This is a genomic window from Peribacillus sp. NPDC058002 (genome assembly GCF_042886655.1).
GTDB lineage: Bacteria > Bacillota > Bacilli > Bacillales > DSM-1321 > Peribacillus > Peribacillus aracenensis.
In genome coordinates, this window is record NZ_JBHVQU010000051.1 from 1 (window position 1) to 26,879 (window position 26,879).

Annotated in this window: 17 protein-coding genes and 3 riboswitches; of the genes, 14 read left to right on the plus strand and 3 right to left on the minus strand. The window is 41.4% G+C overall.

Going from position 1 to position 26,879, the window contains the following annotated elements:
- Nucleotides 1-442: 442 nt before the first annotated feature.
- A complete protein-coding gene (locus tag ACFVSH_RS11695) occupies nt 443-625 on the minus strand; it encodes a hypothetical protein (RefSeq protein ID WP_387604973.1) in 183 nt (60 codons plus the stop codon).
- A gap of 380 nt (nt 626-1,005) precedes the next feature.
- On the opposite strand from ACFVSH_RS11695, the gene ACFVSH_RS11700 reads away from it, so the two are divergent.
- The 7 genes from ACFVSH_RS11700 to essA all read left to right on the plus strand — a co-directional run bounded on the left by ACFVSH_RS11700 (nt 1,006) and on the right by essA (nt 12,438).
- Complete coding sequence (locus ACFVSH_RS11700) at nt 1,006-1,920, plus strand: nucleoside hydrolase (RefSeq protein ID WP_387604974.1); 915 nt, start codon at nt 1,006-1,008, stop codon at nt 1,918-1,920.
- 586 nt (nt 1,921-2,506) lie between these two features.
- Complete coding sequence (locus ACFVSH_RS11705) at nt 2,507-2,797, plus strand: WXG100 family type VII secretion target (protein ID WP_034306171.1); 291 nt, start codon at nt 2,507-2,509, stop codon at nt 2,795-2,797.
- A 96-nt stretch (nt 2,798-2,893) separates the two neighbouring features.
- Entirely contained in the window at nt 2,894-3,133 is a 240-nt protein-coding gene (gene yukD / locus ACFVSH_RS11710; protein WP_387604986.1) for an ESX secretion system protein YukD, read from the plus strand.
- 71 nt (nt 3,134-3,204) lie between these two features.
- The gene (essB, locus tag ACFVSH_RS11715; RefSeq protein WP_387706009.1) at nt 3,205-4,536 is read left to right on the plus strand and encodes a type VII secretion protein EssB; all 1,332 of its coding nucleotides are present in this window, start codon (nt 3,205-3,207) and stop codon (nt 4,534-4,536) included.
- Between the two features lie 31 nt (nt 4,537-4,567).
- Entirely contained in the window at nt 4,568-9,049 is a 4,482-nt protein-coding gene (essC, locus tag ACFVSH_RS11720; protein ID WP_387706011.1) for a type VII secretion protein EssC, read from the plus strand.
- Nucleotides 9,042-11,969, plus strand: a complete 2,928-nt coding sequence (gene esaA, locus ACFVSH_RS11725) for a type VII secretion protein EsaA (protein WP_387706013.1) — start codon at nt 9,042-9,044, stop codon at nt 11,967-11,969. Before essC ends, esaA begins: the two co-directional genes overlap by 8 nt.
- Complete coding sequence (gene essA, locus ACFVSH_RS11730) at nt 11,956-12,438, plus strand: type VII secretion protein EssA (RefSeq protein ID WP_387604978.1); 483 nt, start codon at nt 11,956-11,958, stop codon at nt 12,436-12,438. Before esaA ends, essA begins: the two co-directional genes overlap by 14 nt.
- Before the next feature lie 834 nt (nt 12,439-13,272).
- Here essA and ACFVSH_RS11735 read toward each other — a convergent pair.
- Together ACFVSH_RS11735 and ACFVSH_RS11740 are read right to left on the minus strand one after the other, a co-directional pair.
- Nucleotides 13,273-14,223, minus strand: coding sequence for an ABC transporter substrate-binding protein (locus tag ACFVSH_RS11735; protein ID WP_387604979.1), 951 nt, complete (start codon nt 14,221-14,223; stop codon nt 13,273-13,275).
- Between the two features lie 3 nt (nt 14,224-14,226).
- Nucleotides 14,227-14,772, minus strand: a complete 546-nt coding sequence (locus ACFVSH_RS11740) for a hypothetical protein (RefSeq protein ID WP_387604980.1) — start codon at nt 14,770-14,772, stop codon at nt 14,227-14,229.
- 157 nt (nt 14,773-14,929) lie between these two features.
- A riboswitch (cobalamin riboswitch) is annotated at nt 14,930-15,149 on the minus strand.
- Between the two features lie 190 nt (nt 15,150-15,339).
- On the opposite strand from ACFVSH_RS11740, the gene ACFVSH_RS11745 reads away from it, so the two are divergent.
- The 7 genes from ACFVSH_RS11745 to ptsG all read left to right on the plus strand — a co-directional run bounded on the left by ACFVSH_RS11745 (nt 15,340) and on the right by ptsG (nt 26,561).
- Nucleotides 15,340-16,296 (plus strand): AAA family ATPase, encoded by a 957-nt coding sequence (locus tag ACFVSH_RS11745; RefSeq protein WP_387706015.1) that lies wholly within the window; start codon nt 15,340-15,342, stop codon nt 16,294-16,296.
- The gene (locus tag ACFVSH_RS11750; RefSeq protein ID WP_387706017.1) at nt 16,296-17,489 is read left to right on the plus strand and encodes a DUF58 domain-containing protein; all 1,194 of its coding nucleotides are present in this window, start codon (nt 16,296-16,298) and stop codon (nt 17,487-17,489) included. Before ACFVSH_RS11745 ends, ACFVSH_RS11750 begins: the two co-directional genes overlap by 1 nt.
- Nucleotides 17,486-19,678, plus strand: a complete 2,193-nt coding sequence (locus ACFVSH_RS11755) for a DUF4129 domain-containing transglutaminase family protein (RefSeq protein WP_387604983.1) — start codon at nt 17,486-17,488, stop codon at nt 19,676-19,678. The genes ACFVSH_RS11750 and ACFVSH_RS11755 overlap by 4 nt, the downstream gene beginning before the upstream one ends.
- Before the next feature lie 36 nt (nt 19,679-19,714).
- Nucleotides 19,715-19,816, plus strand: a riboswitch (purine riboswitch).
- A gap of 142 nt (nt 19,817-19,958) precedes the next feature.
- A complete protein-coding gene (guaA, locus tag ACFVSH_RS11760) occupies nt 19,959-21,515 on the plus strand; it encodes a glutamine-hydrolyzing GMP synthase (protein WP_311202594.1) in 1,557 nt (518 codons plus the stop codon).
- Between the two features lie 225 nt (nt 21,516-21,740).
- Nucleotides 21,741-21,842, plus strand: a riboswitch (purine riboswitch).
- 106 nt (nt 21,843-21,948) lie between these two features.
- The gene (locus tag ACFVSH_RS11765) at nt 21,949-23,280 is read left to right on the plus strand and encodes an NCS2 family permease (protein WP_260288108.1); all 1,332 of its coding nucleotides are present in this window, start codon (nt 21,949-21,951) and stop codon (nt 23,278-23,280) included.
- A gap of 153 nt (nt 23,281-23,433) precedes the next feature.
- Nucleotides 23,434-24,276: a glucose PTS transporter transcription antiterminator GlcT gene (gene glcT / locus ACFVSH_RS11770; protein WP_387604984.1), complete on the plus strand. Its 843-nt coding sequence runs from the start codon at nt 23,434-23,436 to the stop codon at nt 24,274-24,276.
- Nucleotides 24,277-24,491: 215 nt separating this feature from the next.
- Nucleotides 24,492-26,561 (plus strand): glucose-specific PTS transporter subunit IIBC, encoded by a 2,070-nt coding sequence (ptsG, locus tag ACFVSH_RS11775; protein WP_387604985.1) that lies wholly within the window; start codon nt 24,492-24,494, stop codon nt 26,559-26,561.
- Nucleotides 26,562-26,879: the final 318 nt, after the last annotated feature.

The following is a 26,879-nucleotide window of genomic DNA, read 5'->3' on the forward strand; positions in this document are numbered from 1 at the left end:
AGGATAACATTCTATTTGTTCACTCTGGCGGTGCTTCATCGTTGTACGCCAATACTTCTCTCTTTTATTGAATTATATGGCGATAGTGTGAAGCAAAAAACAATAGAGTGGAAGGGAAAGGAGCTTCTGTTCTAAGTAGAGGTATATAGAATCAGCCCAATGAAGCTGTACCATAGGAATGAACTTATCTGATTTGCTATAGACTTTAACAATGCTTTCTCCTGGTGTGGGATAGAATATGATGAAGTTATCCCGTAAATAGACCATTAAATAAGGTTTGTTATGTGGTTCGTTAAAAATGAGCTGGCTGAAAATTTCCGGCTCATTAGAATCATAGTTTTTAGGAAAACATTCACCATAATGTACATGTCCTTTCCTTCCACATATTCAGTTTTTTAGTCGCTGGTTCGATTCCATCGGCTTCCAAATGGAGCTTTTTAAATCAATGGATGGAAACGAATTTACTCCTCAATTCCTCTTCCGTTACTTCGATCTTTCCTTTCAAATCTTCAGCCAGTAATACATAACTTTTCACGCCAATGAATTCTGAATGTGATATTAAAAAGAATTTTGTTCCTTTTTTATATACAGAAGGAACATCTTCAATCAACTTAAACATTTTCATCCTTTTTCCACCTTGGATATCATAAATTCGAAACGCGAGTATTCATAACTGCTTTTGTAGTAGACGTAATAGCATTGAACAAGTTGATGAGGAATTGGTCACAACTAAGATATAATTTCTTCTTTTCCCTTTTTATATCATTGATATTTATGAGCGGTCAACTATTATTTCCGGTCGATACAAGAAGTGGCTGGCATTGCCAACTGTTTGCGAATTAAGAGTATTCCTAACTTTCTGTGGAACTGCCTATCGTTGAATGTTAAAATTCAATTGGAAAACAGTGTTTCCTGATACATAAGAAAGAGAAAAGAGAGGGCAATCAATTTGTTATTTCTCTATGGAAAAGCTCTCAAAAAGTGATTTTGGAAGGTGTGGAAATATTGAAACCAATCATATTTGATGTTGATACTGGGATTGATGATGCCATGGCAATGGCATATGCTTTAAATTCTCCGGAATTGGAAGTGCTCGGATTCACCACTTGCTTTGGTAACGTGCCCGTTGTTGAATCGACCCGCAATACACTTGCCGTTTTGGAAAAATTAAATAGGCGCATTCCGGTTTTTGAAGGTGCTGACCAAACCTTGGTGCGTGGAAGGAAGAAGAAATATCCGAAGCATGTTCATGGGGAAGACGGGTTAGGAAATACTCTTCAGTTTGAACCAACCATCAAAGCATCACAAGGAAATGCAGTAGATTTCATTATCGATCAAGTGAAAACCAGACCGCATGAAATTACGATTATTGCAGTTGGACCACTGACTAACATCGCATTGGCGATTAAAGAAGCCCCAATGATCATGTCATTAGTAAAAGAGGTCGTTATTATGGGCGGTGCCGTAAACGTACCAGGAAATGTAACGCCCTATGCTGAAGCGAACATAATATCAGATCCTGAAGCAGCTGATCAGGTATTTGCTTCAGGACTGCCAATCACCCTAGTGGGGCTTGATGTGACACTCCAAACATATCTGTTGAAATCGAAGCTCGATGATTGGCGGGCCACTGGTAAGGAAAGCGCCAAATTTTTAGCGGAAATGACCGATTATTATATGAAAGCATATGAAAATTCCCATCCAGGCTTAGGCGGTTGCGCCCTTCACGATCCGCTTGCTGTCGGGGTTGCGGTTGATTCAAGTTTTGTGAATGCAGAACGGATGAACGTCAAGGTGGTGACCGAAGGTGAAGAAACAGGCAAGACAATTGGCCAAAAGGATGGCGAATCTAGAATCCGCGTCTGTACAAATGTTGAAAGTGGTCGGTTTTTGAAACATTTTTTGGAACGGGTTATATGACTAAGCAACGTAATTGAATCATGTATTAAGTATAAAGGCCATCACTTTTCCAAAAACCTATGGGAAGAGATGGCCTGTTTCTGTTGGATAGACCCATTCTCGCTATATGACGTATTCCTACGCCGAAATAATAGACCGAAAAAAGAGGAATCAGTTCAAAATATCTTTGTAAAAAAGGTCCCCCGTTCAATCGGATGTCCATTTTTGAATGATTTGGGGTCGATCATTTCTAAAGGCGAACAGTATGGAAACGTTTGATTTTCAGGCTTTAATCAAACGTTTGATTAATTGACTAAAAGAAGTCTAAAGTCCCTATCATTAGGGTGTAAACCATATTATTGGATAATGGTTCGGGAATATTAGGTATAAGGAACCTTTTTTACCATAAAAAGTAAAAAGTTAAAATAAAACTAAAAAACGGGTTTAAAGATTTGTAAAAACAGGTACATAGACTTTCGTAATGCCATATTTAGGTTTTTTTGTATAATCATAATTTACCATTTTTCGACTTTGCGCTTATTTATATGGCAGAAAATGTATGGTTCTATTAAAATGTACTATATAAGATAAAAGGAGGGTTTTTTCTATGTCACAAATTCGTGTAACACCTTCGGAACTGAAAGATGTAGCTAGACAATACGATAATGAGAGCCAACAAGTAACGGATATGATTGGTCGTTTAGATAGAATGAGAGATCATTTAACTGGTATTTGGGAAGGTTCTTCCAGTGAGGCTTTCGTAGGCCAGTACGAAGAATTAAAGCCTTCATTCATGGATATGGCACGTTTGTTGAATGAAGTTTCTCAACAATTGAATAAATCAGCTCAAATCCTTGAAGACACGGATAATCAGATTGCTAGTCAAATTCGCGGATAATCATTAGGTCAATGAGATAAAGAATTTTCTAGGAAAAAGCGCCGCGACTCTTTATGAAGATCGTGGTGTTTTTTTGCTTTAAAAGAGGTGGTTTCCATATATATTCAACTGACGATCGATTTAAAAAGGTATACAGGGGAAGTGTTTGATTTGCAAGTGTCGAATTACCGCTCCATCAAGAAGGTTGTGGAAATAATATGGCAGGTAAAGGGTATTGCCAGTGCACCTAAAGAAGGCTATTGGGTGCGGGTCCAGAATAAAGAGTTCGTATGTTCAGGTTATGAAACCCTGCTTGATAGCGGAATTACGACGGGGGACCGCCTTGAGATCCTCTAATGGATTAAGTGTGGACTCTTTATAGGAAAAAAGTCTAAAGCCCTTTAGCAGGGGTAAAGGAGTTACATATAATGGATGAGAAAAAATCCTCATATCTGAAGAAAAAAACAGAAGCTGAAATGATGAGGGATGATAAGGGGCATTCGTTCGTTTTCCAACGGGCAAAACTATCGATGCAAGACCCACTGGAATTACAGCTTATTCATGAAGCGGATGATGCTCTCCAGAAACATATAGAAGTGACAGAGGACGAGGTGCAGATCAGAGTAAATCCACCAGCCTCTTTTTTTGTTTTTTCAAAAGCTAAAGATAAAAATCCATTGAGTAGATGGTTAGCGTCTTATCAAATCTTGAAGAAAACCAGGAATCATGAATTGAGTCGCCTGCAACTAGTCGTCTGTCCAGAAAATATCATCTTTGATTCAAGCTTGGCCCCATATTTCCTGCATTATGGCGTAAAAGACAGTTTGCCTCCTTATGAGAATGATCAAGATGAGCTATTTAAAGAAACGAAGGCAACGATTTCAGCGCTTGTGGATGGGCAGTATACATTCGAAGAGTACCTGCATTACCATAAAACACTGAAACTATCGAATGAATCACAAAGTATATTGTTTTCGGGAACTTGGGATGAGCTTTCCATGGTCATTCAAAATCGGATAGATGCTTTAGAGAAGGAAGAAAAAGCATTTGTGCATATCCCTGAAAAGAAGTGGAAAACGGGCTGTTATACACTTTGGGGTACGGTGATCGTTCTAGTGCCACTGCTGTTGTTCACGATTTACACACTATTTTTCTCCCACCCTAAGCAGGAAGCATATGTAGCAAGCGGTGAAAGCTTCTTAAAACAAAAATACAGTGAAGTCATTGACCGTTTGGAAAACTATGATCCGAAAAAAATGCCGTATGTCGTTCAGTATGAACTGGCGAAGTCCTACGTCACTTATGAGCCGTTAGATGATGTCAGGAAGAAGAATGTAGCAAATGCAATCACATTGCAAACCGATAGTCAGTATCTTCTATATTGGATTTATATAGGCAGGGGCATGAACGAGGACGCGATCGATTTGGCGAGAATCATGGAGGATCGTGAATTGATTATGTATGGGCTGGTAAACCAGAAAGAACAAATTAAGTTGGACGATAACCTTTCAGGGGAAGAAAAGGAAACGCAAATTAAAGAAGTTGATACTGAGTTGTCCCAATATGAAAAGGAAATAAAGGAATTGCAAAAGCAAATGGAGGAACAGCAAGATCAGAACCAGCCTTCAACAGAATCGAAAATAGAGGATAAAGGCGCAGCGGAGGCAAAACCTGCTGTAAAAGAAGAAGCGGAAAAGGAATCTGCTTCCAAGGATTCCTCCAATAAATCATCTGAAGAAAAAGAGAAAAGCAAAGAGTGAGCAATGGGCCTTTTTGCGGAGGTGAGATTTAATGAGTTTATTATGGATTTATTCTAAGGAGACCTACCAATCCTTTACAATCAAGGACGATCATAACGGTCCAATTACGATTGGGCCATCAAAACAGGATACGATCACGGTTTATTCCATTCCCTTTGAACATGGTTCCATCAAGCTAAAAAAACAGGAAGGACTTGATGGATATGAGGTGTTTAGAGAGGACAAGAAGCTTGGCGATGTAAAGCCATTCCAAAGCTTCACCTTTCATGAAGGAGAAGAAACGGTCGGGATTTTTTATACAGCAGGGGAATTGGAAGAAAGCCTCTATTATATAGGCAATTTGAAAGAAATCACTTTATCGGCCAAGGTGGGGGCGACTATTTGTAAAGAAGGACCAGTTTCAGGCAATGGATTTTCCTTTTTGCTTCATAAAGGGCAGTGGCTTCTCAAGCCAAAGGAAAATAGCACGATATTCCTGAATGGTGAAAGGGTGACGAAGACTGTTCCCATTCAAAATGGTGACCTGATTTGCTGGCCGAATATGGCGCTGAGGTTGGTTGAAGGCGACTTATTGATGATTCACTGTGCCGAGAGCTATGAAACATCTTTATCTAAAATGAAGAAGCCAATTTCTGAAATGAAAAAAAACTATCCACAATATCGCAGGACACCAAGGATGATCTACGAATTGCCGGATGAGAAAGTGACAATATCTTTTCCGAGCCAGGAATCGGAAGATAATAATAGAGGGTTATGGCTAATCCTTATGCCGCCTTTAATGATGTTAATCGTCATGGGGGTCATCACGGTCATTCAGCCTCGGGGCATTTTCATCATCATATCGATTGTGATGTTCACAACGACTTTAGTTACCTCGACTGTACAATACTTTAAAGACAAAAAGAAGCAAAAATCCAGAGAAGAAAAACGCCAACGTGTATATACCAGGTATCTAGAGCAGAAGAGGGAAGAATTGCAAGAGCTGTCTGAGACACAAAAGAATGTGCTTTTCTATCATTACCCTTCCTTTGAAAGGATGAAGCTTCTCACTGAAAGTATCAGCGACCGTATATGGGAGCGAACTTTGGAAAGTGAAGATGCCCTGCACTTTAAGATCGGAACGGCGAAAATACCCTCAAGTTATGAGGTATCGGTAAATAGTAGCGATATGTCCAATCGGGATATAGATGATTTACTTGAGCAGTCGCAAGAACTTGTGGATGTATACAAAAACCTGGAAGATCTTCCGTTATCCATCGATTTATCAAGCGGATCGATGGGCCTGGTCGGAAAGGAATCGATTGTTAAACGGGAGCTGCAACAATTGATTGGGCAGCTGGCCTTTTTTCATAGTTATCATGATGTTCGATTTGTGGCCATTTTTCCGGAAAAGGATTACCAAGACTGGGAATGGATGAAATGGCTCCCTCATTTTCAATTGCCGCATGCCTATGCAAAAGGCTTTATATATAATGAGCAATCACGTGACCAGATACTGACCTCGATTTATCAGCTATTGAGGGAAAGGGATTTGGATGAGAACAAAGGGAAAGTGAGATTTACTCCCCATTTTGTCTTTATTGTCACGGATCGTAATTTAATTGCGGAGCATGTCATATTGGAATATTTAGAAGGTAAAACAGACGATTTAGGTATCTCGACGATTTTTGCAGCGGATGCAAAAGAAAGTTTGACTGAAAATGTCCATACGCTTGTGAAGTATATAAATGATCTTGAAGGTGAAATTCTCATCCAGCAAACGAAGGCGGTTCATACTCCTTTTAAACTTGATGCCCATTCAAAAGAAGGGAATGAGCGATATGCACGTACGCTGCGTTCACTAGATCATCAAAAAGGCATGAACAATTCCATACCGGAAACGGTATCATTTCTGGAATTATTGAAAGTTCGTGAAGTGGAAGATCTGCCTATTAGCCAAAACTGGCGGACCAATCAGTCTTCCAAATCCTTGGCTGTTCCCATTGGATTGAAAGGGAAAACGGATAGGGTTGAATTGAACTTGCATGAAAAGGCCCATGGCCCCCATGGATTGGTTGCTGGGACGACAGGGTCGGGGAAAAGTGAATTACTGCAAACCTACATCCTATCATTAGCCGTTCATTATCATCCGCATGAAGTTGCTTTTTTGCTCATTGATTATAAAGGTGGGGGAATGGCACAGCCATTCAGGCAGATTCCGCATCTGCTCGGAGTCATTACGAATATCGAGGGAAGCAAGAACTTCAGTGCCAGGGCACTAGCCTCCATCAATAGTGAATTGAAGAAACGCCAGCGCTTGTTCGATCGATATGAAGTCAATCATATCAACGATTACACGGACTTATACAAAGAAGGCAAAGCGGATGAACCGTTACCGCATTTATTTTTGATATCAGATGAGTTTGCGGAACTTAAAAACGAAGAACCGGATTTCATCCGTGAATTAGTGAGTACGGCGCGTATTGGACGGAGCTTGGGAGTTCATTTAATTCTTGCTACACAAAAGCCGGGCGGTGTAATTGATAACCAGATTTGGAGCAATGCCCGTTTTAAAATTTCCTTGAAAGTGCAGGATGCCAATGATAGTAAGGAAATTCTTAAAAATAGTGATGCAGCAAATATTACTGTCACCGGACGGGGATATTTGCAGGTAGGAAATAACGAGGTTTATGAATTGTTCCAGTCTGCGTGGAGCGGTGCACCATATTTAGAGGATACGGTTGGATCTGAGGATGAAGTGGCACTTGTCACGGACCTCGGCCTTGTTCAAATCTCAAATGTATCGGAACAGATCACTAATAAGAAGAGAGAAAAGATTAGTGAAATTGAAGCCGTGGCAGATCGAATTGTGGCGACACAGGAAGTAATGGATATTAAGAAGCTGGCAAGCCCATGGCTGCCGCCTCTTTCAAATCGTTTATCGAGAAATGCTGAAAGAAGCTTGACGAGCAATCAATTCCACTTGGGAATGAAGGATGAGCCCGAATTGCAGCTCCAGACAAATTATGTATATAACTGGATTGAAGATGGAAATGTTGGGGTTTTTGGTTCTTCCGGATACGGCAAATCAACCACCGTTTTGACACTTCTTTTTAGTTTTGCAGATCAATTCAGTCCAAAAGAGCTGCATTATTATATTTTCGATTTCGGGAATAGCGCTCTATTGCCAATGCGACAGCTGCCTCATACAGGGGAATACTTCAGGTTCGATGAGTTAAGGAAAATTGAAAAGTTCATGTTATTCATGAAGGGGGAAATGGAAAGGCGTAAGCAGCTTTTTTCAGAAAAGGAGCTTAGTAACATAAAGCTTTATAATGCATTAGTGGAAGATAAATTGCCGATTATTTATATCGTGGTCGACAATTTCGACTTAGTGAAGGATGAGATGCAAGACCAGGAAGCGCAATTCGTTCAGTTTGCACGTGATGGACAATCACTTGGAATATTCATGATCTTAACGGCAACGAGAATCAATGCGATTCGCCAGCCGTTAATGAATAGCCTTAAGACGAAGGTCGTCCATTACTTAATGGACAGTTCGGAACAATATTCAGTTTTGGGGAGAACCCCTTATGAAAATGAACCTGTTCCGGGTAGGGCGTTGGTGAAAAAGGACCAAACCTATCTAACGCAGGTTTATCTACCGGCCGATGGTGCGGATGATATAGCCGTCTTGGAAGAAATGAAACAAGCCGTGGCAGAACATAAGGTTACATATAAGGAAACAGCCAAACCGCCGGCGATTCCGATGTTACCGGCACATCTTGATTCCAGAAGCTTCAAGAGTTACTGCTCACAAGCCATTAAGAAGGATTCCATTCCAATCGGGCTTTCAGAGGAAAGGGTTGCACCTGTTTTTGTGGAGATGAATTCCAATCCATTCCTGCTTGTCGTAGGACAGTCACGTAAAGGGAAAACGAATGTCCTTAAAGTGCTCTTGGAATCGATGCTTACACAGGAAATTGGGGAAATTGGTTTATTTGACGGAGTTGACCGGGGTCTATCTTCTTATGCTTTAGAGGAGAAGGTGAGCTATGTGGAAACAAAAGATCAGATAACCGAATGGCTCGACCATATCTCTGAAATATTTGAAGAACGTGAACGAAGTTATCTAGCGGCATTGGAAAATAAACCGATGAAGCAACTGGAATTCCCTCGGATCTTGTTTGTCATAGACAGCATTCCAAGGATCCAGCAAACGATAGACGGCAGGATTCAGGATAAGATCAGCAGTTTGATGAAACAGTACAGCCACCTCGGGTTTAGTCTGATTGTCGCTGGAAATGCCAACGACTTCACGAAGGGGTATGATTCTTTGACAACCGAACTGAAACAAGTCAGACAGGCTGTTTTGCTTATAAAAAAATCGGACCAAAGCTTGTATACCCTCTCCTATTCCAGAAAAGAAGAAGAAATACAGCCGGGTTACGGATACTTTGTGCTGAATGGCCAGGAGAGTAAAATCCAAATACCACTAAGTGAAGAAAGAAGGAGAGTGCAAGAGAGTGTCTGAAAAAATAAAACCGATGCTATTAATCGGTAAAATACTGGTGATCTTAGCGCTGCCGATCTTGTTTTTTTCTTATATTGGCCAAAATCCAATGAAAAAGACAGAAACGGCTTCTCGTGAAATCGCCATTGTAAATGAAGATAATGGCACTGAATTTAATAATAATCCTATTTTCGTGGGCTCAGAGCTTGTTACTACATTGGACAAGGATTCTGAATATCAGTGGTTTGTGGTTAATAGAAGTACGGCGGAAAGTGGGCTTGCAAATGAAAAGTATGATGCAGTAATATATTTTCCATCCGATTTTTCAGAGAATATTTATACGTTCGATGATGAACAGCCTGTCAAGGCGGGGATAAAATACAAGGTACAACCTAGTTTGAATGCAGAGAACATGGAAAAGGTACAAAAGGAATTAGAGAAGACAAAGAGTAAAATGAATAAGCATATTTCAACACAGTATTGGAGCTATGTTTCCCAATCGGTAGAGGACATCCGTAAGAAGTTCGATAATGTCCTTGCTAAAGAAATCGCTTTTCAAAACACGATGTATGAGTTTTATACTCCAAGCTCGGAAAGCCTTGCCGGCGAAATCAAGCAGCATAAGGACATGCTTGAAGGAGTCTTTGCCCAAACGAAGGATGCTGGTAAAACGAGTAATGAAACAATGGATGAAATAGGGAACACCAAGACTCAAATGGCTTCCTTTGTAGAAGATGTAGTTTCTTTTGAGGAATATCAAAAAGCTCAAAGTATTCTTTTTGAGAAGGCTTCGGCTCAAAATCAGCAACTTGTCAATGAGAGTGTTCAATCATATGACAAGGTGCTGAATGAAGGGAACCAGTCGATACCGGAGATTCAGCAAGGGATGAATACGAAATACAGCCTTAATGATCAAGGCATTAGTGAGAATGTTGGTATCATGCAGCAGAAGATTGATTCCAGCAGTAATGAATTGGAACAATTTTCGACAAACATGAAAGACAAACAAGTAGAACAAATTGCGAAAATCACCCAAGATCAACAAAGCTCGATTGAACGATTGAAACAATCGGAAGAGGCGGGTCTTGATAACCTTCAGTCTACCTTGCTTGTGCAAAGAGGGAATCTTGCAAGCAGCTCTGGTGATGGGGAAGTCATTGGTGAAGGAACGACGCCTATAGAAGATATCGAAACGGAAACGGGCAAAGATGAATCGGTTGCTGCACCTGAAAAGAAGGACCCGATTGATGAACTGTCGCTACAGGTACTGCTGGATCAAATCACTGGGATCAACACGGCACTTGAAAGTTTGGTGCCGGCAGAAGGAAGTGAAGGAGCTGCTGAACAAATCAATATCCTTACAGCAGAACTCCAAACGGAAATCAATAATCTCAGCGGAACGGTAAACGGAAGGACAGGAAATTATAACCAAGTGATAACTGAGTTCAATACACTGGTAGATTCGTATAATGAGCTGCTGGCACAGTTTACGCAATTACAAGCTGATTATAATGAACTCGGCACGAATTATAAGGATTTAGGTGACCAATGGAAAAAGTCACAGGAAGATATTCGAAAATTACAGGACATCCAGAGTATGACAATCGATGAGGCCATCGCAGAAATCAAGACTCTCGAACAGTCACTTCTTGGAAAAGTGGGGGGAGAAAGGCGAGCGGTGCTGGTGAGGGCCTTTGAGAATCCTATCACCAATCGGGATTCAACTACCCTCCTTGCCTATTACGGTTCACTCTCATCTTATGGGGAATTGGCTGAAAGAGTCACGGAAGCAAATGTAGATAAGGTATTTGCAGCCAATATAAAAGAATTGGAAAACTTGAAAAATGGGGTTTCCGGAAACGTAGATGAAGAAGCGAAACTCGTTAAAGCCAGCTTAGCAGGAGTCAATGAGAACTTCGGCATGTTCTCAGAGTCCATTAAGGGCTATATGAAAGAATATGATGCCAACGTTGAAACGGGGCAGAAAGCCACTTTAGCTGAATTAGTGGCAATTACCGGCAAGGCTCAAGAAGTGTCTGCCAATTTGTCAGATCATATGGAAATTCCTGAAATGGAGGCTGAACCTCCAGTTAATCTTGATGGAGAAATGTTTGTATCACTTCAAGACAATACGGCAACAACTGTCGGCTTCATTTCCGAACTTGTCAATTCTGTAGCGGAACGACAGGACACGGTCACGAAGGATACAGCTGACCTGCAAGCGAAAGTGGGGTCAGTACAGGAAAGGGCCGATCAGCTTAATGACAATTGGTCCCAAAATGTAGACTCAACCGAAAGAATCAAGACGGATGTATATAGTGTCTTGAATAATACTCTAGTCGATGATCAGCAGAATGGGTATGTGTACGAATATTTAGCGAATCCCGTACAAATCAGCGGGGAAGTCCTTCATCAGGAAAAGGTTAATATCCCGCCGATCGTCATGTTGGTGATCATTCTCATCTCTGGGTTATTGATTGGTTTCTTCCTGCATCATTACGAAACCATTCCAATGATGGTCCATGCGGCCTTGTTTACCTTATTGAACCTGATCGTAGGTTTAATCATCAGCATGTATGGTTTGAAGATCTATCCGCTGGGAGATATGCAGGAGATTAAATGGACCGTATTCACCGTCCTGCTTTTATTCTTCTGTGCAGCGTTTACCCGACTAGCGTTCTCGATTGGGCCGTTTGTCGGCGCTATCCTGGTGATTGGTTTGATCAGTTTCTTTACCATTCCATTATTGGATTTAATCATGCCTAATTTCAATGTAGACCACCCGGTTGCGGACGTATACATGTCCATACAATTCGGTAATCAGTCGGCATTCATTCCGGCTAGTATCATCTTGATTGTGCAGACGCTTATTGCAACGATCATCCCATATATGGTGAAGCGTCTTACAGAAAGAAGAGCAATGGCCCATGAAGTGGAATAAATATGTAGTGCCTGTCTTGCTCATCCTGTTTTTTAGCCATGCACCTCATGGCGGGGCGGTAGAGGAACCCATGGTGGAGCCTAATGAATATCATGAAAAGGATATTGATATTCAAACGGAGTATTTCCATGAAGAAGGATTGTTGGAACAGAAGCGGAAACTGCCTGAAGAACAAAAGGACCTCACTTTTGAAAGAGGGAAATATGATGCCGTTGACTCGGTGAAGGACTCACTGTTTCTGTCTCCTGTAACGGAGAATCAGAATAATACCATCGCTTCAAAATCAGAACAGCTTGGATTATTCTCGGAAGCCGCCATTCGAACAAGAAGCGAAAAAGAAACAGAGCCTTCCCTTAATTTTGACCTGACGATATTGCTCGGCATCATTTTGGCACTTTTGGTCGTTTGTTTGTTTTTTATCCTTATCCCGAAAATGGGGAAGCTGAATGGTGATGTTAATCGAAAATGAAAACAGCCCGATTCCTGGCATAAGTCAGGAATCGGGCTGTTTTGCTACATATCCATAACAGTTTTAATAAGCCCTAAAAGAAGGGCGGCTGCGAAGATTAAAATGAAAAATTTTTTATACATGATCAGTACCTCTTATATCTTATGAGTGGATTGCATTCATTTTAGCATAAACAAGACAGAAAGGAGGTCTCCTTAAAATGTACTGATCGGTGGGGCGTGGCTTCATTGCCTTGATGATCGGTGCAGAAAATTATGAAAAGGTGGACCATTTATTGGAGTTTGCCTGCCGTTTTTTTATGGCTTTTGGACGTTGATTTCCGCTCAAGAAACTCGCTTTCCGCGGGTGGTCAGGGAGCCTCCTCGGCTTGCGCCTGCTGGGTCTCACTAGACCCGCATTTCTAAGCAGGAGTCCCGTACCTTTCTCTTCAATCGACTTTGTTATAACAATTAGATAGTAACCATACCTGAGGACTGGCGGGCATATGTGTCAGATGCATATCATCTGCGCAGTCATCATGGTGTAAAAAATAGATATCCGAAATACAAAAAACGATTTGGCATGTATTCGCAGATGCAAATGAAAAGTAAGGTATTCGTTGGACTACATTAAGGGGACTCAAAAATAGTCGATACAGACGATGCTCATTTCGCTTTTAATAATTAAAAGAAGATGGCCAATAGGGCATGGCTTAACATAGTCGATCGTAGAGCCTATTTCTCTTAAACCTGGCCAAAATTGTGTTTCAAAAAGGGGTTCGGAATTTTTTAATTCCGAACCCCTTTTGTCTACAAACTTAGATGCGCCGATTAATTGGCGTATCCTCCTATCGTGTTATTTGAACAAGTCAGGATAAACAGTCTTTGCTGCGAGTTCAACAGCTTCCCCGACCCTTGGTCCAGGACGTGACATGATATTTTCATCAAGTAAATGGACATCATCGTTCTTCACCGCATCGATATCTTCCCAGCCCTTACGCGATTTAATTTCACCAACAGCATCATCTGCATACGTGGCGGTGGTGATGATGGATTCAGGGTTCCTTTTGACGATTTCTTCATCAGATACTTTAACCCAGCCTTTTTGGTCATCAAAGATGTTTTTTATGCCGGCAGTGTCCATGATTTCATTTTGGAAGGTCTCCGATCCTGTTGTATAGATTTCCGGAGCAGGGCTAATCTCAAAGTATGTTTGCTCCTTTTCATCTAAGGTTTTCACTTTTTCTTCGACATTTGTAATTTGGGATTTGATATCTTTCACTAATTCATTCCCTTTTTCGGCGACACCCATCACTTTAGCAATCTGCCCGATATCACCATATACATCATCGAAATTTGCCGCAGATTTAATGATGAATACAGGGATACCGGCATCTTCAAGTGGTTTCAGTGCCGTTTCATCCCCAATGGTATAAGCAATGATGGCATCAGGTTTCAAGGCAATGATTTTTTCTGCATTAATGTTAACGGAGTCTGAAACATGTTCGATATCCTTCGCTTCCTCTGGATAATTATCGAAGTCTGTCACGCCAACGACTTTATCACCCTGTTCAAGGGCAAATAAGATTTCCGTATTGCTTGGCTGAAGTGAAACGACCTTTTCCGGGATTTTCTCGAATTTTATTTTCTTACCAGTATCATCCGTAACGGTATAATCCTTGATTTCTTCGACCTTTTTACTATCTTTATTATCCTTTGAGGATTGATCATTGTTCACTCCGCATCCGGTGAGGAATAGCGTAAGCATCAGCATGGAAATCCAACTGAATCGTAGGGTTCTCTTCATTATTTATTCCTCCGTTTTCTTTTTCATTGGTTTGGTTGGGTATGATTTACTTATAAAAGGAATCTCCTCGATCCCCTGTTGCTTATTGACGTAGACTGCCATCACGAATAATACATTTGCAAGCAAGTGAGCGTAATCAAAAAGAATTCCTGGAATTTTCTTTTCTAGACTTACCTTGTGTAAAGCTCGCACGGACTTTTTGGCCTCACTGCGGCAAGTATGCAAAGTACATGCAGCGGTTGATCCTTGTGGAAGGACGAATGTTTCGATTCGATCCCTCACTTCAGCGACATACCGGTCGTAGATTGCACTTAAACGGTCGAGATCATCGCCGGTAATGGCTAAATTCCCACGGACTGAGCCGTTTAAATGGTAAACCATGGGCAATAATTCCATTAAGTCACGGTATACATCGGGGACGTCCTCAGTAAGCGAGGCGGCCAAGCCGATCTGTGTCGTCAATGAGTCTGTGCGGATTTCAAAATCGACGGTCGATACGGACTCACGCATGTATGGGTAGCATAAAAAACGAAAGTCTTTCTTTGCCATAAATCTTCCTCCTTTTACGTATTGGGTGAATGACCTCCGTATTGCTTTTCCCAGCAAGACAAATAGCCGACCAAGAGTTTTGGTCGGCTTCGGGCATCTATGTATCTGTAGTAGAAAAAGATGGGAGGGCCGTACAATCTCCTATCTTCCGAAGAGCATAATACGATGAAAAAAGGCAGGTCTCCTGGCTCGTGCGTCATTTTACTCTAAGAACCTTCCCATTTGGGTTAAATGGCCGGTAATCGGCGAGCGATTACAACCTCAAATAGTGGTAAACATCTTATTTCATTAGCACTTACAGTTGCGGAAACAGCTTCGGTTTTAAACCGAATTCCCTATTAAGCTGACAATGCAGCACCTTTTTCTGCAAGATTCATATTCACTTAGCAACAGTTTACCATACCTTTTTTCAATAGACTGCATTAATATTTTTGGACAAATTCGTTTATGGTTTACCGAATATCTAGTAAACTTACAATGTAAGGTTTAATTGGAGCTTAATGTAAAATTTTGATATAGAAAAAGGTATGAAATCATGGTGATACTGTGAATCCCGGGAGGTAGAGAATGATTTATAAGCAGGTCAATCAAAAACTGGAAATGGTTCTGGGGAACATCGAAAAGGTGATTATCGGAAAACGGGATATAGCAGAACTAAGTATCGTGGCACTCCTTTCCGGTGGACATGTTTTATTGGAGGATGTTCCGGGCGTAGGGAAGACAGTCATGGTAAGGGCACTGGCAAAATCTATAGGTGCAAGCTTTAAGAGAATTCAATTCACACCTGATTTACTTCCTTCTGATGTTACTGGTGTTTCGATCTTCAATCCTAAGGAACAAGAATTCATTTTTAGGCCAGGTCCGATAATGGGACATATTATTTTAGCCGATGAAATTAACCGGACCTCGCCGAAAACTCAGTCTGCATTACTTGAAGCCATGGAAGAGGCAAGTGTGACGATTGATGGTGTCACAAGGAGATTGGAGAAGCCGTTCTTCGTAATGGCGACACAAAATCCGATCGAATACGAGGGGACGTATCCGCTTCCGGAGGCTCAATTGGATAGATTCCTATTAAAAATGAAAATGGGCTATCCGGGTGTGGAAGAAGAGATAGAGGTTCTTAATAGAGCTCAATACACGGTACCGCTTGATGAGCTGGAAGCCGTCATCACCTTGGATGAATTGATAGAATTACAGGCTGAGGTAAAAGCTGTGATAGTGGATGACACAATAAAACGATATATTGTTGAATTGGCGAATCGAACACGTACGCATGAAGGGGTCTATTTAGGTGTAAGCCCGCGTGGATCGATAGCCTTGATGAAGGCAGCCCAGGCTTACGCGCGGGTCCAGGGCAGGGACTATGTTCTGCCGGACGATGTTCAATATTTGGTGCCATTCGTATTTTCCCACCGGCTTATTTTGAAACCTGAAGCGAAGTATGAGGGCTTCGATGCTGGAATGGTGATACATGAAGTTGTGGCGACAACACAGGTGCCTGTAAAGCGGGCTATGACCTAATGCGCAAATTCATCAACATTTTAAGGGGAAATATGAGTGTGGTCGGACTTGTATTACTCTTGACGGTTTCCTTTTGCTATGCAATGTTTCAAGGTGGTTTTGTCAGTTGGTTCATTTTTTATTCATTTTTGCCGTTTTCTGTGTACGCTTTGATTCTGCTGTTTTATCCGCTGCATGATTTGATCGTTGAGAGAAAGATCAATAAAAGGGAATGCCAGGCCGGCGAATCTGTTGAAATAGCATTGACGTTTACCCGTAAAAACCGGCTGCCCCTACTATTTATGGTGGTAGAGGAGGAATTGCCTCAGCGTCTGGAAGATAGGGGATTTCAAAGGAAAATCATTATCTTTCCGGGATTCAGGCGTACCTTCTGCATGTCATATACCTTGGAAGACATGGAGCGTGGAGAGCATTCGTTTCAATCGATCCGCTTTTGGGTTGGGGATTTTTTCGGGTTAGTCGAAAAGGAAGCGATATATAGTTCACCTCTGAAAATAACTGTTTTTCCTCGTTATCATGAGCTTGCCTACAGTGATCTTGATCGAGTGTTCAATCAGGGGGCAGTGGTTTCAACAAAGAAAACACAACGGGAACATTCAGTGGTATCCGGAGTAAGGGAATATCATCCAGGCGATCAGTTGTCATGGATTAATTGGAAGGCGACGGCCAGAACGAGTGAAATCATGACGAAGGAATTCGAAGTGCAGAAAAACCGGGATGTATTCATCATGCTTGATGAAAAGCCGTCGGATTTATTCGAAGAATCCATTGTGATGGCTGCTTCCGTTGCTCACGCCATGTTAAAGAAAGGCATGGAAATTGGGTATGTGAGTATGGGGTCGAGGATGATCATACCGGCAGCAGCGGGCAATTACCAGAAACGAAGGATTTTTTACAGACTTGTTAAAGAAGAGCCGAGTGCAGTAAACGCATTGAATGAAAATGTCAGGAAGGGAATTCTTCCGGCAAACGCTGCTGTGATATTCATCGTTTCAGACTTAACTTTAGAAAAGGTGGACATATTGAGTGCTTTCCAACCTAATCAGGGATTAATGTTATGTGTTAAGAAACAGGCAAATCTTACTGATGAGGAAAGGTTGTCAAGTTCTGCAGCTGTTTCGAGGGGGATGAAGGTTAGCTTTTTTGAACAGGGCCAACTAAAGTTTGATAGATCAGAGGTGATGGCAAAGTGAATGTCACCACCGAAAAGTTGGAAAGGTTCATGCATGTCTTGATGTATGTATTTGGTCTGTTGTTGATTACTGAATGGTTAAGGCCTGTCGATAAACTCACCGATACAGGTAATATCATCATTTTTATTTTATTTTTGCTCTATTCCCTGCTGCTGCATTATTTCCGCCTACATTGGTCAATCCGAGTTATTCTCAATAGTGCTTATATAATGATTTCATTACAGTTCCTCCATTCAATAGACGCTTTATTTCAATTGTCATGGCTGAAAGGGTTTCTAGCGGATTTTAAGGGCAATCTTGGTTTTATATATGATGGGAATTGGGAGTTGATCACAAATCCATTTCGAACGATGTTATTTTTTGTCCTTCTTTGGCTTGTAACATACTTGATCCATTACTGGGTGATGGTGAGGCAAAGCATCTTTTTCTTTTTTATGTTAACGGTGATTTTTATATCTGTACTTGATACATTCACTCCTTATGCGGGGGATATGGCAATGATTAGAATAATCATCATCGGCTTCTTGATGCTAGGCCTGCTGTCCCTGCTGCGTCTGACGATACAGGAGAGGATCAAGTTTCAGATGGCTTCCATCAATAAGTGGATCTTGATGCTGACCGGCATGATATTGGTAAGTGTCCTTGTTGGTTTCGCTGCCCCGAAGCTCTCTCCGCAGTGGCCGGACCCGGTGCCTTATATTACTTCTTATTCTGATAAAGCGGGGAAAGAAGAAGGAGGTTCGAAGCGTAAAAGTGTGGGATATGATGAAGACGATTCGGAGCTTGGCGGTTCGATAGAGCCGGATAGTTCCATCGTTTTTTATAATAATGCTCCTGCAGGACATTACTGGAAAGTCGAGAACAAGGATATTTATACCGGCAAAGGGTGGGATTCCATACTGGAAACGGACTTTCACACTTTTTCCAACGGACAGGATATGGCATCTTTAGGTCTTCACGACGTTACTGAAGTGGTGAGGACAGAAGGAATGACGGCAAATGTGTCCATGATGGAATCATATTCCCATATCCTTCATCCGCAATCCGGGTATTTAAAAAAGATTGAGGCCAAAAACGGGAAGGATTTCAAATATTATCAGGGAATGGACAAAGTTATTTCCGAACAGGATACTGGCGAACGACTTTCCCTGAAAGAGTATGAGCTTAGCTATGATATGCAGAGTTTTGATATAGCTGAGTTAAGGAAGGTAACGGATCCCGACGGGTCGATGGATTTAATAATGGAAAAAAACACTCAGCTTCCAGAGGGATTGCCAAACCGGATATATGAATTGGCATCCCGGCTTATAAGGAATGAAACGAATTGGTACGATAAAGCAAAAGCTATTGAGGATTATTTTGACGGACCTGAATTCAGTTATTCTAAGGACGATATTCCCTATCCGGAGAGCAATCAAGATTATGTCGATCAATTTTTATTCGAGACACAGATAGGGTATTGTGATAATTTTTCAAGTGCAATGGTCGTTTTACTAAGAGCCGCCAATATGCCTGTAAGGTGGGTAAAGGGTTATACGGAAGGGGAAAAATCAATCCTTGATGGCGAGTCCGTATATAAGGTGACCAATAATAATGCACATTCCTGGGTCGAGGTTTATTTTGCAGGGATAGGCTGGGTTCCCTTCGAGCCGACAAAGGGTTTTGATGGGGAAGTTGAATTTTACGATTCGGAATGGAAACAGGAAGTGAAGAACACTGAAGAAACCCCAATTAATAAAGAGCAAACAAGGAAAGAGGCCAAGGAACTCCATGATACACCTGATAGGGAAACTCGATCACCCTTGAAAACAAGGAACATGGAATGGTTCTTAAAATGGACTGCCATCATACTGTCAGGTGTATTGATACTTGCTTCTATTGGTTATTTCTTCAGAAGGAAGTGGATTCCCCATCTGCAGATTCTTCGTTATAGAAAGAAAACCGGTGCTCATTTCTCGACCGCCTATTTAATATTATTGAAACAGTTAAAACGAGCTGGTTTGGTTCGTCCGGAGGGGCAAACTTTAAGGGAGTACGCCGCCTATGTGGATGCAGTGTACGATACGGATGAGATGAGTGAATTAACGGCTAAATACGAGTTAATGATATATCGTGGAGACGTGGAAGATGGCGATTGGAAACACTTTCAAAAGGGTTGGGAAAGTTTAATGAGAAAAACTAGCTCTTGACCAGGTTTTTATTATATTGATACAATAACAAAAACTAACTTAAACTAATATATCCTTCATATATCCTCGATAATATGGATCGAAAGTTTCTACCGAATCACCGTAAATGATTTGACTATGAAGGCGGATTTTAACAGGAAAGCTGAAAATCTGCCTTCGTCTATACTTTTTCTGTATTTTTGAGGGTGGATTTTTAGTTTTTCTTTTTTTATGATAATATTTTTTATAAGAAATTATCACTCGATTTTATGAGTGAATTACATTGATAGAGGTGACGTTTGTGCCGGGGAAAACAGAATTGCAAAAAAACCAGGAAATGATCGTAGTACTTGATTTCGGAAGCCAATATAATCAATTGATCACTCGTCGTATCCGCGAATTTGGTGTGTACAGTGAGCTTCATCCTCATACAATTACTGTAGAAGAAATCGAGAAAATGAACCCAACGGGAATTATTTTCTCAGGTGGTCCGAACAGTGTTTATGATGCAAATGCATTTGGTTGTGATGAACGCATATTCGAAATGGGCCTTCCGATTTTCGGTATTTGTTATGGAATGCAGCTTATGACTAAACACTTTGGCGGTAAGGTGGAGCCAGCGAAAAACCGTGAATACGGAAAAGCGACACTTTCCATTCAAAATGAGTCTAAGTTATTCAGCGACCTGCCGAAAGAACAAATCGTCTGGATGAGCCATGGTGATTTAGTGGTGGAAACGCCTGAAGGTTTTAAAGTTGATGGGACAAACCCGTCTTGCCCAATTTCGGCTATGAGTGACGAGTCACGTAAATTGTATGCCGTGCAATTCCATCCCGAAGTCCGTCATTCGGTATACGGGAATGACATTTTGAAAAATTTCGTATTCGGCGTTTGTGGCTGTAAAGGTGACTGGTCGATGGAGAACTTCATTGAAATAGAGATGGAGAAAATCCGCCAAACGGTCGGAGATAAAAAAGTGTTATGCGCATTGAGCGGCGGTGTGGATTCATCCGTAGTTGCTGTATTGATCCATAAAGCGATTGGCGACCAGCTGACATGTATTTTCGTTGATCATGGATTACTTCGTAAAGGGGAAGCCGAAGGTGTAATGGAAACATTCAGTGAAGGCTTCAATATGAACGTAATCAAGGTTGATGCAAAAGACCGTTTTCTATCGAAACTTGCAGGCGTTTCAGATCCGGAACAAAAGCGGAAAATCATCGGTAACGAGTTCATCTACGTATTCGATGACGAAGCAACGAAGCTCGAAGGAATTGATTTCCTTGCACAGGGTACACTTTACACAGACATTATCGAGAGTGGTACGGCCACTGCACAAACAATTAAATCGCATCACAACGTTGGCGGTCTGCCGGAAGATATGCAATTTAAATTGATTGAGCCTTTGAACACTCTATTCAAGGATGAAGTGCGCGCACTTGGAAGTGAAATGGGCATTCCGGATGAAATCGTTTGGCGTCAACCATTCCCGGGTCCAGGTTTAGGTATTCGTGTATTAGGCGAAATTTCAGATGAAAAACTTGAAATCGTTCGTGAATCTGACCATATCTTACGTGAGGAAATTAAAAAGAATGGTTTGGAACGTGAAATTTGGCAGTACTTTACGGTGCTTCCTAACATTCGAAGCGTTGGGGTAATGGGCGACGCGCGTACGTATGATTATACAATCGGAATCCGTGCGGTTACATCCATTGACGGAATGACGTCCGATTGGGCAAGAATCCCATGGGATGTACTTGAAATCATCTCAACGAGAATCGTTAATGAAGTAAACCATGTAAACCGCGTCGTGTATGACATTACGTCTAAGCCGCCTGCAACGATCGAGTGGGAATAGAAGATTAAAATCATCCAATCAGTGAAGGAATTAACCTTCACTGATTTTTTTGGTTAAAATAATTTTTTGAATATGTAGATTACTTACATTTCCCGTATGTTGGCGAATATATAGCCATAATAAGTAAGAGATATATAGCGAAAAGCGAACATTTCCTAAAATTGCATAAAAAATATTCGTTTGGTATATTGACGATTAATTTAGTGATTGGTACACTATACCTATAATAATAAAAAACATAATTGTCGTATAATATTGGGGATATGGCCCAAAAGTTTCTACCAAGCTGCCGAGAACGGCTTGACTACGATGTGTATGGATTGGCGAGTATGGATAAACCGCCACTTCTTTACATGACTGCAGTCAAGCCCCGTTCAAAAGTGAATGGGGCATTTTCTGTTGGCTTATGATTTTATGATAGGGGAGACTCATAATGAAAAATTATTTTCGGTTTAACGAGCTGGGAACTAATTATCGCCGTGAAATACTTGGCGGACTAACTACATTCCTTTCAATGGCATATATCCTGGTTGTTAACCCTGTGATGCTGACTTTACAAAGTATCGAGGACTATCCGGATGAATTGAGAATGGACTACGGAGCGGTTTTTGCAGCTACCGCTTTAGCAGCCGCAATTGGCTCGATATTGATGGGGCTTATAGCCAGATATCCAATCTCGCTTGCCCCGGGCATGGGATTGAATGCTTTCTTCGCTTTTACCGTTGTACTTGGTTTTGGGATTCCTTGGCAGACAGCTTTATCAGGGGTATTGATTTCAGGTATAATCTTCGTTTTGCTTTCCCTATCGGGAATACGTGAGAAAATCATTAATGCAATTCCGGTCGAATTGAAATACGCAGTTGGAGCCGGTATTGGTTTGTTCATTACCTTTGTAGGGTTTCAGAATGCTGGAATCATAACGAATGATGACAGCGTTCTTGTCGGACTGGGCGACTTGACATCAGGAAATACTTTATTGGCTGTGTTCGGAATTGTCGTAACCGTCATTTTGATGACGAGAGGCGTCAAAAGCGGCGTGTTCGTAGGTATGGTCATCACGGCCATTGCAGGAATGATCTTTGGGCAAGTTCCGGTGCCGGAGAAAATAATCGGTGCCGTTCCTAGCATAGCGCCAACATTCGGGGTTGCGTTCGATGCCTTCGGAAATCCCGGTGATCTCTTCACTGGTCAAATGCTAATCGTGATATTGACCTTCTTGTTCGTAGCTTTCTTTGATACAGCCGGGACGTTAGTGGCTGTTGCGCAACAAGCTGGACTAATGAAGGATAATGTTCTACCTAGAGTGGGAAAAGGATTACTTGCTGATTCATTATCCATCGTTTCAGGTGCAATTCTTGGTACATCCACCACGACATCATATGTAGAGTCTACATCAGGTGTTGCTGCTGGTGCTCGAAGCGGTTTCGCTGCTGTAGTGACGGGCTTACTGTTTGTCCTATCCCTTTTCTTCTTCCCGCTTCTTTCAGTTGTGACATCTGCGGTGACTGCGCCGGCATTGGTTATAGTCGGAGTATTAATGGCATCATCACTTAAAAATATTGACTGGCAAAAGTTCGAAATTGCGGTTCCGGCCTTCTTTACGGTCATCATGATGCCTATGACATATTCAATTGCGACAGGTATAGCTTGCGGATTCATATTCTATCCAATCACCATGTCGATGAAAGGTAGAGCTAAAGAGGTTCACCCGATCATGTGGGGTCTTGGAGTCGTCTTCCTGCTATATTTCATTTTCTTGAAGTAATAATGCAAGTAAGAAAGAAGAGTCCCGATTTCGGGGCTCTTCTTTCATGTTGTAAGAGAAAGCTCATATCGTGTATAGTAAAAGGACTAAGTACTAAGTACTTTATCCTGTATGGGGTATAGGGATGACTTTGAGAAAAAAAGAGGGAGAAAAATGAATGGTTTTATCGTTGAAAAGGTTTTGAACAATAACGTGGTGATTGCCACGCATCCGTCGTATGGAGAAGTCGTTTCTATTGGAAAGGGCTTAGGCTTCAACCGAAAGAAAGGCGAAGAGTTAAGTCCGGAACTTGCGGAAAAAACGTTTGTCCTGAAAAATGTTAAGGAACAGGAAAGTTACAAAAAACTTTTGCCGCAGATCGATCAAAATCTTCAAGCTGCCATTATAGAATCCATTCATCTCATTAACGATCGGGTAACTGGGAAACTTAATGAACATATACATGTCGGTTTAACTGATCATTTATTGTTCGCCCTTCAGCGAGTTTCACAAGGAATGACTATCAAAAACCCATTCTTGAAAGAAACGATAACCCTTTATCCTTTTGAACATGATATTGCTGTTGATGTAATTGAATTAATCCAAGATAAGACAGGCATAGGCCTGCCCCAAGGGGAAATCGGTTTTATTACGCTTCATATTCATAGTGCAATATCAAATAAAGACTTATCGGAAGTCAATCAGCATTCGCAGTTAATCTATCATCTTATCCAAGTCGTTGAGGAACAGCTCGACGTACAAATTAATAAGGATAGAATAGACTATTCACGTTTGGTCCGTCATTTAAGATTCATGATAGACAGGGTGTTGGCTGGGGAAAAAGTTGAGGAACCCGAAAAAATAGCAATGCTATTGAAAGAAGAATATCCTCTGTGTTACAATATCTCTTGGAAGCTAATAAAAATTATGCAGCAGAAATTAGGCAAACCGGTTTGTGATGCGGAAGCTGTCTATTTAACGATGCATATCCAACGATTACAAAAGAAAATAAAATAAAAGAACATTAACTTACGTGTTACTGATTCGATCAGGCATAAGTGAGGAGAATGATTGTTATGAAAGAGGGTATTATATACCTGAATTTTCATTTCAATCCTATCTTTGCTTATGCCTTTTTTGTATTTGAATTCTGATGCGTGGGAAGGTGAATACCATCGTTTAATGTAACCGTTTTATTAGCGTGGAAAAAACAGTAAAGAGGAGGAAAGCCTATGTTTAAGAAGTTGTTTGGTGTTTTGCAAAAAATCGGAAAAGCTTTGATGCTTCCTGTAGCCATTTTACCGGCGGCCGGAATTTTGCTTGCGTTTGGTAATGCATTGCAAAACGAAACTTTGTTGGATATCGCCCCGTTTCTTGCGAGTGGCGGAGTGGAAATGGTTGCATCGGTAATGGAGAATGCCGGAAATATTATTTTTGGGAATCTTCCCTTGTTGTTTGCTGTTGGGGTCGCGATTGGGTTAGCTGGCGGAGAGGGTGTTGCCGGCCTTGCTGCGATTATCGGGTTCTTGATTATGAATGTAACGATGGGAACCGTTCTCGGGATTGACGCAGCCGACATTGAGAACAATGGTGCGGTGTATAGCAATGTTCTGGGAATCCCGACGTTGGGAACGGGCGTGTTCGGCGGTATTATTGTCGGTGTCATGGCTGCTGTTATGTATAATAAATTTTATGAAATTGAACTGCCCTCTTATTTAGGATTCTTTGCAGGTAAACGTTTTGTACCAATTGTAACGGCCGCCAGCGCAGTTATTCTTGGGTTATTGATGATTTTGGTTTGGCCGACGATTCAATCGGGGTTAAATTCATTTTCTGAAAATATGTTGGGTGCTAACCTGACTCTGGGAGCTTTCGTGTTTGGGGTTGTAGAACGTGCGTTGATTCCTTTTGGATTGCATCATATTTTCTATTCGCCATTCTGGTTCGAATTTGGCAGCTACATCCCTCAAGGCGGGGGAACGCCAGTCAGAGGAGACCAAGCCATCTTCATGGCACAAATTAAAGATGGTGTACAGAATTTAACGGCAGGTACCTTCATGACTGGTAAGTATCCATTCATGATGTTCGGGTTACCAGCTGCGGCTTTGGCCATTTATCATGAAGCAAGACCGGAAAGAAAGAAAATAGTCGGGGGCTTGATGGCATCTGCGGCACTTACATCTTTCTTGACGGGGATTACTGAGCCACTTGAATTTGCATTCTTATTTGTTGCACCGGTACTTTTCGGGATTCACTGTTTGTTTGCGGGTCTATCATTCATGACCATGCATTTACTGGACGTAAAAATCGGGATGACGTTTTCAGGTGGGTTGATCGATTACGTACTGTTCGGTTTAATTAATCCTCAAACCAATGCATGGATCGTTATTCCGGTTGGTTTGGTCTTTGCGGTTATCTATTACTTTGGATTCCGATTTGCGATAAGGACGTTTAACCTTAAAACTCCTGGCCGTGAAACGGAAGAGGATGAGGAAGCTGAAGGATCTGCAAGTACAGCTGGAAGTCTTCCTGGAGATATTTTGGATGCTATGGGCGGAAAAGAAAACATTTCTCACTTGGATGCATGCATTACCCGTCTTCGTGTATCAGTCAATGACATCGGTAACGTTGATAAAAATAGGTTGAAGAAACTTGGTGCTGCTGGAGTTCTGGAAGTGGGCAATAACATCCAGGCAATCTTCGGACCGCGTTCAGAAACTATCAAGGGGCAAATGAAAGATATCATCGATGGAAAAAGGCCTCGTAAAGTTGAAGCGTCTCCTGAAGTAGGAGTGGAAAAGCAAATTGAGGATGTCGTCCCGAAACCTTTACGGACGGATGAAGTTTCCGAGCGTTTTGTTTCTCCTATTAAAGGGGAATTAAAACCGATCACGGAAGTGCCTGATGCAGTTTTTGCTGAAAAAATGATGGGTGATGGGTTTGCAATTGTACCTGAGGAGGGAGTGGTTGTTTCTCCTGTAGACGGTACTATCGTTAACCTATTCCCGACTAAACATGCAATAGGTATCGTTTCCGAAGCTGGACGTGAAATCTTGATACATGTCGGGATCGATACAGTTAAGTTAGAAGGCAAAGGTTTCGAAGCGCTTGTTGCTCAAGGAGATAAAGTGACAAGTGGACAGCCGCTGCTTAAAGTTGATATAGAGTATGTCAAAAACAATGCCAGCTCTATCATTACGCCAATCGTCTTTACTAACCTTTCCGAAGGTGAAACTGTGAAGATTGAAAAGGCCGGAAATGTAAATAGGGAAGAAGCGGACGTAATTTCCATCAATAAATAATCATTAATAAAAGGAGGGGGGCTATAATCAGCTGCCCTCCTTTTTTGATAATTCATTAGCAGGGTCCGACTTCTATAGAAAGAAAGTGGTTCATGAAAAAAATGAACGGAATTTTAAAAGATTAAATTGACTTATCTATTTGCAAGTGCTAATATATTAAATACACCGCTTGAGATAAAAAGGATAAACAAGCAAATGATAACTTGTTGTTGACTTTATGTTTGAAAGGTGTTACAATAAATGAGTCGCTAAAGAAGCGATGGAAGATATTGCTCTTTGAAAACTGAACAAAACAAAGCGCCAACGTTAAATTTTAAG